This is a genomic window from Dasania sp. GY-MA-18 (genome assembly GCF_024734385.1).
GTDB lineage: Bacteria > Pseudomonadota > Gammaproteobacteria > Pseudomonadales > Dasaniaceae > Dasania > Dasania phycosphaerae.
In genome coordinates this window covers 46,695-63,654 of record NZ_JANHAP010000013.1, presented here as the reverse complement: position 1 = coordinate 63,654, position 16,960 = coordinate 46,695, and the positions used below count along the sequence as shown (strand labels likewise).

The window sequence follows — 16,960 nt, the reverse complement described above, 5'->3', positions numbered from 1 at the left end:
ATACCCTGTTTTTATATTGAGGCTTGCTCAGCTTTTTCTAAACGGCTGATGTGCCATAACACTAAACTAAAACCTAATACACCAAATACCGCGGCGCCGCCCACTTCACCCGCGATCACGCCTTTAGCGCCAAACCATTGCGACAATAAATATACTAACGGCACCGTGCCTAATAGGGCTCTGCCAAAATTCAGCAAAGTGGCAAAATAGGCTCGGTGCAGATTATTAAAACTGGCATTGGCGATAAACAGCATGCCACCAAACACAAAGCCGCCCGCTAAATAATAATTGTAAAAACCAATTAGGGCGGCGGCGTCTCCATCTACCCTAAAAAATACTACCAGACTATCACTGAGTAAAAATAACAGTCCCCAAATCAGTAGCACATACACCAGGTTACTGAGCATGGCATTCCATACCACCTGCCTAACCCTATCATAACGCCCAGCCCCGGCATTTTGCCCTATGATAGGCCCTATGGCGCCCGACAAGGCAAACAAAGCCACAAAGGCTACCGGGGCAATGCGGCCTATAATCGCGGCGCCTGCCACCGCGCTATCGCCAAATTCCGCCATCATTTTTAGCACATAACTACTGCCTATAGGGGTGGCGACATTGGTTAATACTGCGGGGCCGGCAATAGCCCCAATGGCAGCAAGGTCGGCTTTAAAAAAGGCCTTATTGGTTTTGCTGGGTAATTTATGCACCTTAACTATGGCCATCACCGCCAGGGTGAACACCCCTATACGGGCGGCGAAAGAGGCCATGGCGGCCCCTTCTATGCCCCAGCCACAGGCAAAAATAAAGATAGGGTCTAACACCGCATTAATCAGCGCCCCGCCCATGGTGGCATACATTGCTCTGCGGGCATCACCTAGCGCCCGCAGTGAGGCAGCGGCGCACATACCCACAGCCAACAGCGGCGTGGCTGGCAGCAAAATATTACAATAGGACAGCGCCAAGGCCAGGGTATGGCCCTGCGCCCCCAAAAATCGCAATAACTGCTCGGCAAATAACCATACGGGAAAGCACAGCGCCGCGGCAATCAATGCGCTAAATAACATCACATTGCTGCAGTAACGCCCCGCCAAAGCTCTATCATTGCGGCCCTCGGCCCTAGCCACCAAAGCCCCCATAGCAATTTGTAGGCCTATGCTTAGCGAGGTCATAAAAAACAATAAGGCACTGGCAAACCCTACTGCAGCCGCCATTTTCTCTTGCCCTAACAGGCTTAAAAAATAAATATCAATCAGGTCCACAGTAAACAGGGTAATCAAGCCCACGGTGTTAGCGCCGGTCATTATGAGTATATGTTTAAGGGTAGAGCCTTGGGTAAATACAGCTTGTTTCATTCAGGGTTCAATTAAATATACTAAGTGAGGGGGTTTTCTTAATGTGCAAGATGTCTATACTAACAGAGGTTGGCGCCCAGAGCTGAGCCAGCTTAGCCTTAGGTTGACAATCAGCCCGCAACCAACAGCAATAATAATAAAACCAGCCGCCGTATAGGCAGATGGCGTACAAGGTAACAATATGGCAAATATATTAATCGTAGATGACTCCCCTATAGATCAAAAAGAGCTGTCCAGCATATTAGAAAAAAACGGTCACTCAGTAATCAGCGCCAACAATGGCGAAAGCGGCGTAAAGATGGCCAGCAGCGAAAAGCCCGACCTAATATTAATGGATGTAGTCATGCCTGGCTTAAATGGCTTTCAAGCCACTCGCCAAATCAGCAAGGCCAGCGCCACAGCCCATATACCCATTATTTTAGTGTCCAGCAAAGACCAGGAAACAGATCGCCAGTGGGGCCTGCGCCAGGGTGCCAAGAGCTATATGGTAAAGCCTGTTAAAGATAAAGAGCTGCTCAGTGAAATAGCCGCCTTACTGTAAGCACCACCGCTAGTCTTAAAGGGCCTCTATATAGGCCCTTTTTTATTGGGCCAGGACTTTCGGCGCTATGATTATTTTCAGCAAAACAGCCATTTTCGCTCTATGCTTAACAATAAGCAGTACATGTTTAAGCAGTCAGCAAGATTATGAGCAATCCTGATATACGCAGTTATCCCGACGTAATGCAGGCCTGCCAAGCGATAGCCAACTTGGTCGGCAAGGTTTGTGAAGTGCCCTCTACCCTGATCATGCGGCAAAATAGCGACAACATGGAAGTCATCACTGCCTCAGACTCGGCAGACAGCCCCTTTCACAGCAGCGATAATGTGCCTTTAGGCTCTGGGGTTTATTGCGAAACCGTAATTAGCCAGCAGCAGGCCCTGCACATAGATAACGCTTTTGACGATCCACAATGGCATGACACGCCAGATTTTAAATTGGGCATGATTGCCTATTATGGCGTACCCATAAACTGGCCTGACGGCAGCCCCTTTGGCACCTTTTGCGCACTCAATACAGTTGCCGGAAAATTTAACCAACAACAAACCAGCCTGATAGACGAGTTTGCCGCCGTTATTGAGGCCTTACTGAAACAAGTCACGTCGCAGGAGCAGCTACGTGTACTAGCCGATTACGACAATCTCACCCAGGTTTATTCCCGCAGCCGTCTGCTACAGCGCCTGCAACATGAATTCGATCGCTACCAGCGTTACCAAGCCCCGCTGTCACTGATTTATTTGGATGTAGACCATTTCAAGCAGGTGAATGATAACCACGGCCACGGCATAGGCGATTTGGTTTTACAATTAATTGCCAGACAACTTCTAAGCAACCAAAGGCAAACCGACTTTGTCGGACGCTTAGGGGGAGAGGAATTTTTAATTTGCCTTAGCGACAGCCAATTAAACGCCGCCAACCAACAGGCTCAACGATTACTGCAAAAAATTAGCGAAATTGATGTGGAAGTCAAAAACCAGGCTATCCATATTACCGCCAGCTGCGGCGTAGCACAGGCCAACCACAGCGATCAAAATATCGACCAACTGATAGCCCGTGCCGACAAAGCCCTATATAAAGCAAAGCTGGCGGGTAGAAATCAAGTCAAAAGCGACACTTAGTATGACGGCCTTAGCCTAGCGGCTAATCATCCAGCTCTGATAAATCTTCGCCACCAAAAGCGCCGTAGAGATCTTTAATAAACTTGGCGAACTCTAAAGTCATAATACTAAAGTCCACATCAAACTGAGCGGCGGCATCATCGGCATCCTGCTTTTCAGCCTGCTCTTGAATCAGATCGCCAAAGCTAATGCGCTTAATTGCCAGCTGGTCATCGACGATAAAATCGATGCCGCCCTGCCAGCTCATGGCTAATTTATTGACGCACATGCCAGCAGCCAAATGATTATTAATTTCTTTAGAGCCCAAGTCCTGATTTTTACAACGTATTACACTGCTTTCATCTGCCTTATCACGCAGCTCGCACTCACCACCCAACTCAAATTTAGCGGGCGGGGTATTTTCTAATACCCACTGGGTCATGGCATGTTGCGGTAAGTTTTTAGCGGTGGCAGCAATAACCGGTAAAGAGCCTATGGTTTCACGCAAATAACTCATAAACTCTTCTGCGCGTTTCACGGCACCGGTATTAATAATGAGTAAACCTTCGCGTGGATCTATATAGGCATACTGCCTTGATGAGCGGGTAAACGCCTTGGGCAGCAACTCAAACATCACCTCATCTTTTAAATCTACCCGCTCTTTGCGCCCCACCGAGCGGCCGTCGCGCGCTTGTATTTGCTCTATTTTTTCAGCCAGCGCTTCGTTAATAACGCCTGCGGGCAAAACCTTATCCTGCCGTTGCGCGCACAACATAATAAAACCATTGGCGGTGTGGGTAAAAAGGTCCCCATGCTTGCCTAAAGGTGCTGCCCAACCATAGCTGCTAAGCTCTTGGCTGCCACAGGGGTTAAAAGCTTTTTCTGCTAAGGCAACTTCCAAGCTTTCTATTGTTTCGGTAAAAGGCTTGGTAAAACGGTAAACTAATAAATTTTTAAACCACATAGCGACTTCTTTCTTATCTAAAAGTGTTGTTATTAGGGAGCAAAAATAATTGGCTCATCACCTGGCTGCCACTGTGGATATTTAAACATCACAGCGGCAAATAATTCTGATTGTAAAAATTGCTGCAACCAATGTTGCACGTTGCTGTAAGGCGCTAGATCGAAACCCGCCTTATCAACAAAAGCGAATTGCCGCACAAAAGGCAGGATCGCTATATCAGCCATGCTAATACTGGGCCCAAATAAATAAGCGCTGGCCTGCAAGCGCTGCTCTAACTCATTTATAAAAATTTCCGCCTGTTGTTTGTGCTGCTGCTCTATTTGCAACAAGCTCAGTTGGGAGAAATCCTGCGCATAGCGGTTAGGGTATTTATACCTGTCCAATGCAGCTTTAAAAAAACCATCGTTGCGAGTAATCCATTCGATCTGTTCACTGCGCTTAGTCGCCCATAAACCAGCGGGGTCGTGGGCCGCTAATGCCCAAAGCATTATCTCCAGGCTTTCGTCTATCACCTGGCCATCAGCTAACTGCAACACCGGCACAGTGGCTTTGGGGGAGCAGGCTAGCAATTGCGCAGGTTTATCCCGCAATACCACTTCCCGCAGCTCTACCGTTTGCTGCGCGGCAAGCAAGGCTAAACGCGCGCGCATAGCATAGGGGCAACGACGAAAGGAATATAAAACAGGCATAGAAAAAATAGTAAGTAGTCAAAAGTCTCTAGTCGCTAGCTCTATAAACTAGAGACTAGGGACTTACTACTAGCTACCGTAATTAAGCAACGATATCTAGCAACTCAACTTCAAAAACTAGGGTAGCGTAAGGACCTATCGCGCCACCGGCACCACGCTCGCCGTAGGCAAGGTTGTAAGGTAGTGATAACTTCCACTTAGAACCCACAGGCATTAATTGTAGGGCTTCAGTCCAGCCAGCAATTACGCCGTTAACGGGGAACTCAGCAGGCTCGCCACGCTCAACCGAGCTATCAAACACCTGACCGTTAATTAAAGTACCGTGGTAGTGAGTGCGCACAGTAGAACTGGCGCTAGGCTTGTCGCCAGTACCTTCTACTAATACTTCATACTGTAAACCAGACTCAGTCACCGTTACGCCATCACGCTTGGCATTTTCGGCTAAATAGGCTTCGCCTTCAGCGGTAAACTCTTTAGCTTTTTCAGCTTCTTTAGCTTGCATACGCTGGGTAATTTCTTGGAAAGCCGCGCTCAAGTCTTCTTGCGAAACAACGCTAGGCTTGCCAGCTAGAGCATCGATAAGACCAGCGGCAACCGCGTCGGCATCAACGCCATCAAAAGGGTTAGAGGCAAGCTGGTCGCCCATTTGACGGCCTACGCCGTAGCTGGCGCGCTGTTCAACGCTGGTATAGGTATCAGACATAAAATTTACTCAATCTGTCATTAAAAAGGCCGCACAGCTTATCATAAACTTAGCGCCACTGCCGCCTGCAATAGCAGGGCTGTTGCTGTGCCAATACAAAGCTACGGTTTAACGCTAAACTAGCCGAGTTTTGGCTACCAAGCAGCCAGCTATCCAACCAGCAACAGGCCCCTATGCGACATTTAGAAACTAGCCCACAGGCAGAATTCAAAGGTTTTAACTGGCAGATATTACTGACTATCTGGCCCTATTTGGCTGCTTATAAGGGCCGTATTGCACTGGCCATAGGCTGCCTGCTGGCGGCCAAGGGCGCTAATGTTTACGGCCCCTTTATACTCAAAGATTTGGTAGACACTTTAGATGTGCAACGCGGCAGCGATGCCCAGCTCATCGCCCTGCCCTTGGCCTTGGTACTGGCCTTTGGTCTCGCCAAATTCTCCAATGTGCTGTTTAGCGAGCTGCGCGATACGATTTTTGGCCGCGTTACCGAGCGCGCTATGCGCCGCATAGGCTTGCGAGTTTTTCAGCATCTACACCAATTGGATTTAGATTTTCACCTCAACCGCCGCACCGGCGGCCTATCACGGGATATAGAGCGCGGCACCACCGGCATTAGCTTTTTAATGCGCTTTTTTGTATTTAATATCTTCCCCACTCTGGTAGAGATTTTAATGATAGCCGGCCTGCTGCTGGTCAATTACGGCATAGGCTTTTCGCTGATTATTATCGCCGCCGTCAGCCTGTATATTGTTTACACCATAGTCGCCACCGAATGGCGCACCCAGTTTGTGCGCGAGGCCAATCAGGCCGATTCCGCCAGCACTACCCGGGCAGTGGACAGCCTACTCAACTATGAAACGGTTAAATACTTTAATAATGAAGACTACGAGGCCCAGCGCTATGACAACGCGCTGGCCGAGTGGGAGTCGGCTAGGCGCAAAAATCGGCTATCACTATTTACCCTCAATGGTGGCCAGGCCCTAATCATAGCGGTGGCGCAAACCCTGATGATAGGGCTGGCAGCCCAACAGGTGACTGAGGGCAAAATGAGCCTGGGGGATTTCACCCTAGTTAATGCCTTTATGATGCAGCTGTTTTTACCGCTTAACTTCCTGGGTTTTGTTTACAGAGAGATCAAAAGCTCTATGACCAACATAGAGCAAATGTTCGCCCTCTTAGGCCAGCAAGCACAGGTACAAGACGCCGAGCAGGCTACTGAGCTGGTGGTCAGCCAAGGCCATATACGCTTCCAAGACGTGTATTTTAGCTATAACCCCGACCGCCCCATATTGCAGGGCATAAGCTTTGAAATACAACCCGGCGAGAAGGTGGCGGTAGTGGGCGCCAGCGGTGCCGGTAAGTCCACGTTGGTGAAGCTGCTGTTTCGCTTTTACGACCTCACCAGTGGCAGCATAAGCATAGATGGGCAGGATATCAGCCAGGTCAGCCAGCAATCCCTGCGCCAAGCCATAGGCATAGTGCCGCAGGACACCGTGTTATTTAACGATAGCCTCTATGAAAACATACGCTATGGCCTACCCAGAGCCAGCCATGAGCAAATTGAGCAGGCCTGCCAATTGGCCCACCTCGCTCCCTTTATCGCCAGCCTACCGCAGGGCTACGACACACAGGTGGGCGAGCGCGGCCTCAAGCTCTCCGGCGGCGAAAAACAGCGCGTGGCCATAGCTCGCACCCTGTTAAAAAACCCGCCTATTATGGCCTTTGACGAGGCCACCTCGTCACTGGACAGCCACTCCGAACAGGCCATATTAAAAGCCTTGCAGGCCGCCGCCCAAGGCCACAGCAGTTTGGTGATAGCCCATAGGCTTTCCACTATTGTCGATGCTGACCGCATTATCGTGTTAGAACAGGGCAAAATTGTCGAGCAGGGCCAGCATCAGCAATTGCTTAAGCTGCAGGGCCACTACGCCGCCCTGTGGGCTGTGCAGCAACGTGAAAACAGCCCAGAGCCCAGCCTATAAGCCACTGCCAACAATATTCCAGCCCAGCTTGGCTGGTTTCTGCGCTGATAGCACTGTACCTTGCCTCAGCCAGCTATTACACTGTGTGGCTGGCCCGCAAACAACTCTGGCAACCGTAGTGAAAAAGCCCGTTAGCAAAGCCCATATACGCAGTGAAATGGAAAAGCAGATCAGTAACTTTTTACGCGAAGGCGGAGAAGTGGCTGAGATAGCCTCTGGCATCAGTGGCCGCCCTTCCAGCTATGGCCCTCTTAAACCTGACAACGCCCCCTTCCAAGAACCTAAAGCCGAACGCACCTATGTGCCGGAAGTGGTGGCAGCCCTGGAAGAGCGCAAAAAAGCCAAAAGCAGCAGCGCCAAACCCAAAACCAACCGCCGCCCCCGCAAAAAAATGATTTATGACGATTTTGGCGAACCTTTGCGCTGGGAATGGGAATAAGCGCTATTAGAATTATTTTTCATATTGTGAATATTACCGTTTCAATTTAAAGCAAAGTGCGTACAATCGCCCCCCTTGCCGCCCGTAGAGGCACTAGCGTCATCAAGACGTAACAACGCAAGACCATAATCAATAACAATAACAACTGAACTAAGCCTGACTAAGCAGCTCTAAGCTGCCACTAACAGCATGCTTAGCTCCTACAAGAAACGACGTAATCACGATGACACGCGCAGAACAATTAAAGACCTCTATAGAGGCAGGTTTAATAGACGACGTTGAATGGCTGGTGGAAGGTAACAACGCCCCCATAGGTTGGGAACATGTACAACTGGCTATAGATAGCCAACAACCCGCCGTTGCTGAACAATTAAAAACTTACATCAAACTGCACAGCAACGCTTAATCCGCAACAGGCTGAGCACAAGTAAAGCCATGCTGACCATATCCAACGCTGTAACCATACCCTTAGAGTTTATAGAGCTAAGTGCCATACGCGCCCAAGGCGCGGGCGGCCAAAATGTTAATAAAGTCTCTACCGCTATACACTTGCGCTTTAACATACACTGCGGCTGCCTGCCCGCCTATTATGTAGAGCAATTGCTGGCGCTAAATGATAAACGTATTAGCAAAGATGGCGTGATTATTATCAAAGCCCAGCGTTTTCGCAGCCAGGAAAAAAACCGTGAGGATGCCCTCAACCGCCTGCAAGCCTTAATTCAACAAGCAGGGGTAAGGCAAAAAGTACGCCGGGCCACTAAGCCCAGCAAAAGTTCGCAAAGTAAGCGCATGGATAGTAAAAACAAACATGGCAAAAAGAAGGTGCTTAGGGGTAAGGTTGAGCTTTAACTAAGCCTTAAACTCGTTTTTTGCGTTTTAATTTCGCTTTAAGTGTTTTCTTAAAGCCTTGCTTAGCATCATAAGACCACAGCATAGACTTCCAATATTTTATTTCTTTACCGGCGTGGCGCTGATAAGCCGTTATAAAAAACTCGCGATCGACCCAGTTTAATTTATAGCAAATGCGCTTTAAATCTATCCCACGCTGCATATTAGTTATCACTTTGCTTTTATCTATGACTGCCCTGCCTATATCTATCGCGTAAAATATTAAGCCCTGCTCATCTTTAGTCATCATCAAATTACCCGATGATAAATCTCTATGAATAATATTGCAGCTATGCATTTTAGCCACAAAGCCCGCTATCTCAGTATAAAAAGCCTCTTTATCCAAGCCCTTATAACTTTGTTCACCGCTATTAAAGGCATGAAACACATCGCGCGCTGAAAAAGCATTAGGGACAAAACGGCACACATAGTAGTTATCTTCTATGCCCGCGTTACTATGACGCTCAAAAAAAGCCAGAGGCTGCGGCGTATTAATACCTCTGCGCAGCATTTCGGTAGCATTATTCCAATGCCTTTTCCCCTTACTGGGCATAAAGCGGTAGGTGAATTTTTTAATACCTTTAGCGCGATTTAATTTAACCGTTTGTATTTCTTCAGCCTGCTCATCTAGCTGTATATTCCACAGGCGATTGCGGGTGTCGCGCAATACTGAAATTTCCGGTTTTGCTAACATTGACGCAGGCATATAAGCCTCCACCGTAGCCTCAGCGTCTTGGCCATCAGCTACCGCTACCACCCCCAGCCACTGCGGCGTATTCACCGACACCGACTGTAAACCGGGGTGGGCATGATAGACCACCGTGCTACTTAGGGTGTCATCTAAAGTACGTATATCGTCGGTGCTGGGTCGCAGGCTTTGCTGTTGTGGCCACTCTATTAGTAGCGGCTGCTCTGTAGCCATATGCGGCGGTTGTACGGGCGCGGTTCCGTAAACGGTTCTAAAACTAGCACTCTGTAACTGGGCTTTGCTGTATATATCAGTCAACGCTAGGGCACTACGATCCAAACACCACAGCGCATGCACTTCGCCACCCTGCTCAGTTTCAAAAATAAAATGATTAATGCCGTTATCGGCGCTCACACCTTGCACACAGGTAATATGACGCAATAAAGTCGATACATACTTAAAGGCGGTATAGGCTTTAGTGGGTTTAAAGTCTGCGACTTGCCCGCGTACCTCTTTATAAAAACTAACATTGTCTACATAGGGATAGCTGCTATCGCCACAGTCAACTAAGCCATCGCGATTGCAAATTAATGGCCCCCAATACACCCTATCCAAAGCGCCACTGGCGGCAGCAATAATCAAATAGCGCACTAAGTAATCGGCATTTTTTTGTTCGGGGTCTAGGGTCCAACGGCTAAGGCGTTTTCTGGTCCAGCACTTATAGGTGCAATAAGTTTTCTCACAACCTTCTTGGTGGCCTATCTCGGCGATAATACGCGCTTTTTTAATCAGATTAAGGTTGAGCTTACGGGTGGCCCAATTGCCCGCCACGCGGTGGTCGTAAGCCTCGGGCTGTACTACCCGTTCAACAAATAAGTTATCGCTGTGTATCACGGGCACTGAGTCTACCCGCTTCATGGCTTTTAAATAGGCGAAGTTATACAGCGGCTCAAAATCTGAAATATTGGGGCCTGCCAAAGTAAGGTTAAAGCCCTGCGCCACCTCGGTGGCAATTTGCCAAGCGTGTAAATAACTAATGCCGTCAAAGCCCGACCACTTGCCGCGGTTAGGTGTGCTGCCTATTTCAAAAATACTGACCTGCCCGGCGTAGTCAGTAAACACCTGCTGTAAAAATTCGCGCCAGCGCTGCTGTGCCTGCTCATCATCGCGCAGGGCTGCGGCCTCTTCTTTGGGCGGAAATAAATCCAGCATCACCTCCAAGCCTTCAGCCAAGACGCGGTTTAATAAACGCTGAGCATCACCCTGCTGCGAGCAGTAGCTGTAGTCCATACGCACTTGGCGTATGGATAAATCTTGTAAATAATCCAGTACTTTATCATCACAGGCGGGATCACTAGAGGTGGCGATATTAACCCCCACAAAGTCACTGCCTATGCGGTTGCGATGGTGAATTTCGTGAGACAAACGCAACCAAGAGGGGATTTCGGCTAGACAGCTTAGTACATCTAAGCCCGCTCTGGCCCAGATTTTCCACGGCACTATTTTGCTTGCGATGGTGGCGGCTGCCACCGTGTTTGCTGCCTTATTGTCGACTACCGTTTTGCTCAAAATTCACACTCGTTATAATGTTATATAGCCGCCATTGTATCGCGCATGCCGCTAAGCGGCCATAAATCAAACGACTAAGTCTGTTTATACCGCCACCAGCAATCGTACGGCCTCCAATTTAATTCTAGCTTGTTGCAAGGCTGCAGATAGCATATCCGTGGCCTGTAGCTGAAAATCAATTTCTTCTTGCCGTATATTGGGGTTGCGCTGGGCCAGAGCTTTAAGTCGCTCAGTTTCTTCAGTTTGCTGCTGCAACATATTTTGCTGGGCGCTGGCCACGATATCCTGCTGCTGCGCAGTCGCTAGAGTTTCGGCCTGTTCGATAAGTGCCAAAATATCTTTGCGCGTTTGACGCACCAAGTCCTGACCCACTCGCTTAGGAACTTTGGCCACTAATTTTGCCAGGCGCTGTGCACTTAAAATATTACTGAGGTCATTATTATTCGCATCCACCACTATACGTATAGTGGTAAGCGGCAAATAGCGGTGCAATTGTAATTGGGGTGGCGCAGTACACTGAACGGTAAACACCGCTTCCAACATTAAAGTGCCGGGTTTAATAGGCGGCAATTTAATAGTGGCTAGCGCGGTATTGCCCAGCTCGCCTCCCAAGATCATATCCATGGCACCGGTGACCATGGGGTGCTCCCAGGTTAAAAACTGTATGTCTTCACGCGACAGCGCCAATTCGCGCTGATAGGTGGCGGTCATACCATCTTCCGGCAAGCCGGGGAAGTTGTGGCACAACATATGATCACCGGGATGTATCACGGTGCTTAGCGCCGAGTGTTCCTCTTGGTCTACACCAAATAAATCAAACACCTGCTCCATATATTTAGCCAGCTCATGGCGACGCTCTTCGGCAATAAAGGCTGCTACTACACGCTCGGCCTTAGCCTCATTAAAAGAGTTTAACTCCACTAGGCGATCGCGGCCCTGCTGCAGCGCGGCCAGAGTTTGCTCGCTAATCTGCTGGGTATGGCTGAGTAATTGCGCTAGCTGCTGATCAGTCGCCTCACCCCGTAAACAAGCCAATAACTCGGCCTCAACCTGTTGGTAAATATTATTGCCCGCCGGGCAGGTTTTTTCGAAAGCATTTAAGCCCTCGTGGTACCAACGCAATAAGGTTTCTTGCGCACTGCCCTGATAATAGGGGCAGTGAATTTGCACATCGTGGCGCTGGCCTATCCTATCTAGGCGGCCTATGCGCTGCTCTAATAAGTCGGGGTTTAACGGCAAATCAAACAACACCAGGTGATGGGCAAACTGGAAGTTTCTACCTTCACTACCTATCTCAGAACAAATTAATACCTGAGCGCCATCCTCATCATCAGAAAAATAAGCTGCCGCCCTATCGCGAGCTACCAAGCTTAAGCCCTCGTGAAATACCGCCGACTGCACGCCCTCTTTCAAGCGTAGGTGCAGCTCTAAATCTAAGGCGGTTTCGGCCCGCGCGCAGATCACTAATACTTTATGACTGCGCCGCTCTCGCAGCCATCCACTCAACCATTGCACGCGCGGATCAATAGTTAGCCACTGCTCATCACCCAGTAAGGTTTCCGGCCGCAGGCTGTCGCTTAGTTCTGCCTGTGCTAACTGGGCGGTGTACTCACTGGGAGCCGTTAAGGGGTGTGTATGCAAATGCCGGTCGGGGAAACCCGCTACCGAGGAACGCGTGTTGCGAAATAAAACGCGGCCGGTACCGTGTTGATCTAATAATAATTCTATCGCGTGATTAATCGCCTGCTGTGGCTCTGCACCCTGCAGCTCCTGCTGTAAATGCGCTACTGCAGAGTCGCCCAGGTATTGGGTTAACTGGCTAATAAATGCTGGCGCGGCAATATGTTCGGCAACACTGTCGGCCATTAGCTTTTGCACCAGTTCATTAACCGGCTGGTAGTTTTGCTCTTCGGCGATAAATTTTTCTACATCGTAATAACGGTCAGGATCTAATAAACGCAGGCGTGAAAAATGGCTCTCTATGCCTAATTGCTCTGGGGTAGCAGTTAGCAGCAATAAACCCTGTGCGGTTTGCGCCAAGGCCTCTACACATTGGTAGGCAGGGCTGACCTGTTCGGGGCTCCAGGCTAGGTGGTGAGCTTCATCCACTACCATTAAATCCCAGCGTGCGGCCACGGCCTGCTGATGTAAGTCTTGATGTTCGGTAAAAGTGGACAGGCTGCACAGCACTAACTGCGCCTCTTCAAAGGGGTTATCGGCACCGGACTCGGTAAGGGCCTGACAGCGCTGGGCATCAAAAATACTAAAATATAAATTAAAGCGGCGCAGCATTTCTACCAGCCACTGATGCACTAAACTATCGGGCACTACTATTAGCACGCGGCTGGCGCGGCCGGTCATTAGCTGGTGATGTATTACCAGGCCGGCCTCTATGGTTTTACCCAAACCCACTTCATCAGCTAACAACACACGGGGAGCAAAGCGATTAGCCGTTTCACTGGCTATATACAGCTGGTGGGGTAATAGTTGCACTCTGGCCCCCAGCAAACCACGCACCGCTGAGAGCTGTTGGTGGCGTATATGCTCTAGGGTTTCACAGCGCAATTGAAAAGCGCGGTTTTTATCAATTTGGCCAGCAAAGAGGCGATCTTGCGGCTTGCTAAATTGTACAAAACTATTGAGCTCTAACTCGGGCACCGTTAGGGTTTCGCCCTGCTCGTTAAGGCCTCTATAAAACAAGCAGTGGCGTTCTTCTATGACCTCGCTAACGGTAAAGCTTTGCTCATCAGCCGTGCTCACTTGCTGGCCAACTTCGTAGCGCACACGGTTTAGGGGCGCATTATCTACCGCATAGGTGCGCCGCTCGCCAGAGGCCGGGAAACTGATGTCGACACGTCGGTTCATGACTTCAACTACTATACCCAGGCCTAACTCTGACTCGGTATTACTTACCCATCGCTGGCCAGGTACAAACAACATTTCGCTCACGTATGCTTCCTATTTGTTCTATAAAGGCCGCGGATGATAAGGCCTTAGCGACTATTTGCAAGTTCTTAGCAGTAAAAGGCCTAGCTTAGCGCGTTCTGCTCTGGCCTAGCTCAGCCATAGCGATTAAGCTTAGCAGCTATTGCAATAGTCAAAGGACAGCACCAGCGCTATGAACCTCGCTCAGCAGCTACAACACCTCTATAGTGAATTTGGCCATATAGAAGGCATACACATAGAGTTACACAAGGAATTAATTGCCGTTGCCGTTAATAACAGCGCCGCCAAAGCGCTAATATTTTTACAGGGTGGGCAAGTTGCCGAGTACCAAGCCCATGGCCATAGTAAAACCCTATGGCTAAGTAGCAGCAATCGCTACCAGCAGGGCCAGCCCTTGCGAGGCGGCATACCCATCAGCTGGCCCTGGTTTGGTCAGCTGGCGCAAAACCCCAAAGCTATTACCGCGCAGTTTGATGCTGCAGCCCAGCCCCCCGCCCATGGCTTTGCCCGTAATAATTTATGGCAGCTAGACAGCATCACCCCCGTTAGCAGTAGCCAAACACAATTAAAGCTCAGTTACGAGCTGGCGGCTGAGCAACAAGCGCTGTGGCCCTACGCCAGCCGCCTAGAATTGACCATCACTGTAGGCGAACAGCTAGAACTAAACCTAGTCGTTACCAATACCGGCAGCAAGCCCTTTAGCTATAGCAGTGCTCTGCACAGTTATTATGCCGTGGGGGATATTAGTCGCTGCCAGGTTAGCGGCTTAGAAGAGCAGCGCTATATTGATAAGCTAGACAATGAGCAAGTCAAAACTCAGCAGGGCTTGCTCAGTATCAGCAGCGAGACGGATCGTATTTATCAACACTCCAGGCTGCAACAAAAAGAGCTGCCCACCATACGCCTTATAGACAAAGAGCAGCAGCAACAAACCCTTATCCATAGCAGCGGCAGCCACAGCACGGTGGTGTGGAACCCTTGGCGCAATAAGGCCCAGCACTTAAACAATTTTGCCGACGATGATTACCAACAGATGCTATGCATAGAAACCGCCAATGTGGGTGAAGATATAGTCACGCTAGCCCCTCGGCAAAGCCGCCAATTACAGCTGGCTATTAAGCCCCAGCCACTCTCTGCCACATAGCAAAACGGCGTAGTGTAAGCTACGCCGTTAATTTAAATCTATGGTTACGCTATCTATACAGTCTTAATGTGCAAGGCTTAGCGCTTAGCAAATTGAGCAAAAAGTTTTTTCACCACTCTCTCGGCTATGGCATTAATCTGCGTCTTACTCTTAGAGGATTGATCCATAATTCTTGACGCTGTGCCGCTCCATAATTCTTTTTTACTAAACTTATCACGCACCGAAAAGCGCAAAAATAACTCGCTAATTTTCTCAGGCACAAAGCCTAGCTGTAGGCCGGGGTCACCCATAGTTGCCCCGGCATCCCAGGCACCTTCCAATGCCTTAGGCGTGGCCATAGGGTCACCTTGATCGACGCTGACCATGCGGGTATAGCGATAATCCACCACAAATTGCGCCTCAGCAGGCTCCACCAACCGATAACCTTTGGCCTTTAGCTGGGTATTAACCGCATCGCGTAGTGCATGATCCAATATCACCAGCCGCTCTGAGCGCCCCTGCTTATGTGTCATAGTGGCCGTTGCCCAACTATAGTCACGGTATTGTTTACTATTAAAACGACCAGTATCGCCCGCATCAATTTGCGTGTTGGCGCAGCCAGCTAGGCACAACACAGCAGCCAATAAGCTTAAACCTATTAATTTATTCACAAAAAACCCTCAACAGTGACGCATCGTTGCCATTCATTGATTATTACTAGTGAGTGTAACCCATGTCAGCCGGCCAAGGCCAAATATAGCGAAATAAGGCCCGCAACAGCTATCAGTTTAGTGGTGAGCAAAAGCCTAGCCATGCAAGGTTAAGTCATAGGGAAACAATGGCAGTTGCTCACCGTAGCTGTCGTGGCTAACTTGAAAGCGTACCCCCAAGCCCAACAACCTCACCCCCAGCCCAGCCCCTCGCTCAAAGGCTTGCTGAAATAAATCATGGTAAACGGACAGCCTAATACTGCCTGCCACCACGCACTCTACGGTGGTGGTTTGAAAGTCAGAAAATTTAAATTTTACAAACTGCTTAGTCACCAGATAACTGCCCTCTAAACCCTCCAAACGCTGATTAAGCTGGGCAAACAAGGCCGGTAATTGCTGCAAGCATTGCGACAAGCTGTCTTTATCTTCTGGGTAGGTGTGCTCTACACTCAAGGATTTGCGCTGACGGCTGACCTTGACCGGCCTATCATCCTCGCCGCGGCATAATTTATACAAACGCTGGCCAAAAGCGCCAAATAACTCCACCAATTCAAACACCGTATAAGCTTGTAAATCACCACAGCGCTGCACTCCTAAGCGCTGCAATTTTTCAGCAGTCACCTTGCCCACGCCGTTGATTTTGGCCACCGGTAACTCCACCACAAAATCGGCAACTTGCTGCGGTAAGATCACACATAGGCCATTGGGTTTATTCCAATCACTGCCAATTTTTGCCAAGAATTTATTACCCGCAACTCCCGCCGAAAGTGTAATACCCACCTCGGCATGTACCCTGGCCATAATCTCTTTAGCGATTAACGTTGCACTGCCTTGGCAGGCGCTGCTGGCACTCACATCCAAGTAAGCCTCATCTAAAGAGACCGGCTCCACCGCATCGGTATAGTCATAAAAAATATCACGTATCTGCTGAGCAGCCAGCCGGTATTTGGCCATATTATGAGGCACTACCAGTAAATCTGGGCACAATTTTTTGGCATGGGCAGTAGCCATGGCTGAGTGCACACCATAAGCCCTGGCTTCGTAATTACAGGTAGAAATCACCCCGCGCTTATCGCTACTACCACCCACAGCCATAGGCCGGCCCCGCAACAAAGGGTCATCGCGCATTTCTATAGCGGCAAAAAAACAATCACAATCGCAGTGAATAATTTTTCGCAACGACGTTTCGGTAGCAGAATTTAACATTTTAAAAGCAATTAACTGTATGTAAAAACAGTATACACCGCCCAAATAAAAAACAAAGCCGTA

At 49.2% G+C, this 16,960-nt stretch carries 15 protein-coding genes; 7 read left to right on the top strand and 8 right to left on the bottom strand.

The window, feature by feature from the left end:
* Positions 1 to 11: 11 nt before the first annotated feature.
* The gene (locus NO559_RS14885) at positions 12 to 1,352 is read right to left on the bottom strand and encodes an MATE family efflux transporter (protein WP_258332667.1); all 1,341 of its coding nucleotides are present in this window, start codon (positions 1,350 to 1,352) and stop codon (positions 12 to 14) included.
* A 181-nt stretch (positions 1,353 to 1,533) separates the two neighbouring features.
* Here NO559_RS14885 and NO559_RS14880 point away from each other — a divergent pair, with 181 nt between their 5' ends.
* Complete coding sequence (locus NO559_RS14880; protein WP_258332666.1) at positions 1,534 to 1,893, top strand: PleD family two-component system response regulator; 360 nt, start codon at positions 1,534 to 1,536, stop codon at positions 1,891 to 1,893.
* Between the two features lie 146 nt (positions 1,894 to 2,039).
* Complete coding sequence (locus NO559_RS14875) at positions 2,040 to 3,011, top strand: sensor domain-containing diguanylate cyclase (protein ID WP_258332665.1); 972 nt, start codon at positions 2,040 to 2,042, stop codon at positions 3,009 to 3,011.
* A 22-nt stretch (positions 3,012 to 3,033) separates the two neighbouring features.
* Here the strand turns inward: NO559_RS14875 and rdgC are convergent, their stop codons facing one another.
* From rdgC to NO559_RS14860, 3 genes are all read right to left on the bottom strand, one after another.
* Positions 3,034 to 3,954 carry a recombination-associated protein RdgC gene (gene rdgC, locus NO559_RS14870; protein WP_258332664.1) on the bottom strand — a complete coding sequence of 307 codons (921 nt, stop codon included), beginning with the start codon at positions 3,952 to 3,954 and terminating at the stop codon, positions 3,034 to 3,036.
* 32 nt (positions 3,955 to 3,986) lie between these two features.
* The gene (locus NO559_RS14865) at positions 3,987 to 4,643 is read right to left on the bottom strand and encodes a glutathione S-transferase (protein WP_258332663.1); all 657 of its coding nucleotides are present in this window, start codon (positions 4,641 to 4,643) and stop codon (positions 3,987 to 3,989) included.
* 82 nt (positions 4,644 to 4,725) lie between these two features.
* Positions 4,726 to 5,346 (bottom strand): FKBP-type peptidyl-prolyl cis-trans isomerase, encoded by a 621-nt coding sequence (locus NO559_RS14860; protein WP_258332662.1) that lies wholly within the window; start codon positions 5,344 to 5,346, stop codon positions 4,726 to 4,728.
* Between the two features lie 173 nt (positions 5,347 to 5,519).
* Here NO559_RS14860 and NO559_RS14855 point away from each other — a divergent pair, with 173 nt between their 5' ends.
* The 4 genes from NO559_RS14855 to arfB all read left to right on the top strand — a co-directional run bounded on the left by NO559_RS14855 (position 5,520) and on the right by arfB (position 8,616).
* On the top strand, positions 5,520 to 7,328 hold the full coding sequence (locus NO559_RS14855) for an ABC transporter ATP-binding protein/permease (RefSeq protein ID WP_258332661.1): 1,809 nt from the start codon (positions 5,520 to 5,522) through the stop codon (positions 7,326 to 7,328).
* Positions 7,300 to 7,767, top strand: coding sequence for a hypothetical protein (locus NO559_RS14850; RefSeq protein ID WP_258332660.1), 468 nt, complete (start codon positions 7,300 to 7,302; stop codon positions 7,765 to 7,767). The genes NO559_RS14855 and NO559_RS14850 overlap by 29 nt, the downstream gene beginning before the upstream one ends.
* A 223-nt stretch (positions 7,768 to 7,990) precedes the next feature.
* A complete protein-coding gene (locus NO559_RS14845; protein WP_258332659.1) occupies positions 7,991 to 8,173 on the top strand; it encodes a hypothetical protein in 183 nt (60 codons plus the stop codon).
* Between the two features lie 29 nt (positions 8,174 to 8,202).
* Positions 8,203 to 8,616 carry an alternative ribosome rescue aminoacyl-tRNA hydrolase ArfB gene (gene arfB / locus NO559_RS14840; RefSeq protein WP_258332658.1) on the top strand — a complete coding sequence of 138 codons (414 nt, stop codon included), beginning with the start codon at positions 8,203 to 8,205 and terminating at the stop codon, positions 8,614 to 8,616.
* Between the two features lie 7 nt (positions 8,617 to 8,623).
* On the opposite strand, the gene NO559_RS14835 is transcribed toward arfB, so the two are convergent.
* Together NO559_RS14835 and rapA are read right to left on the bottom strand one after the other, a co-directional pair.
* Positions 8,624 to 10,912 (bottom strand): lipopolysaccharide kinase InaA family protein, encoded by a 2,289-nt coding sequence (locus NO559_RS14835; RefSeq protein ID WP_258332657.1) that lies wholly within the window; start codon positions 10,910 to 10,912, stop codon positions 8,624 to 8,626.
* 84 nt (positions 10,913 to 10,996) lie between these two features.
* The gene (gene rapA / locus NO559_RS14830; RefSeq protein ID WP_258332697.1) at positions 10,997 to 13,852 is read right to left on the bottom strand and encodes an RNA polymerase-associated protein RapA; all 2,856 of its coding nucleotides are present in this window, start codon (positions 13,850 to 13,852) and stop codon (positions 10,997 to 10,999) included.
* A 178-nt stretch (positions 13,853 to 14,030) separates the two neighbouring features.
* Here rapA and NO559_RS14825 point away from each other — a divergent pair, with 178 nt between their 5' ends.
* Entirely contained in the window at positions 14,031 to 15,002 is a 972-nt protein-coding gene (locus NO559_RS14825; RefSeq protein WP_258332656.1) for a D-hexose-6-phosphate mutarotase, read from the top strand.
* 77 nt (positions 15,003 to 15,079) lie between these two features.
* On the opposite strand, the gene NO559_RS14820 is transcribed toward NO559_RS14825, so the two are convergent.
* Together NO559_RS14820 and dinB are read right to left on the bottom strand one after the other, a co-directional pair.
* Positions 15,080 to 15,652, bottom strand: a complete 573-nt coding sequence (locus NO559_RS14820) for a DUF4136 domain-containing protein (protein ID WP_258332655.1) — start codon at positions 15,650 to 15,652, stop codon at positions 15,080 to 15,082.
* Between the two features lie 135 nt (positions 15,653 to 15,787).
* The gene (gene dinB / locus NO559_RS14815; RefSeq protein ID WP_258332654.1) at positions 15,788 to 16,897 is read right to left on the bottom strand and encodes a DNA polymerase IV; all 1,110 of its coding nucleotides are present in this window, start codon (positions 16,895 to 16,897) and stop codon (positions 15,788 to 15,790) included.
* Positions 16,898 to 16,960: the final 63 nt, after the last annotated feature.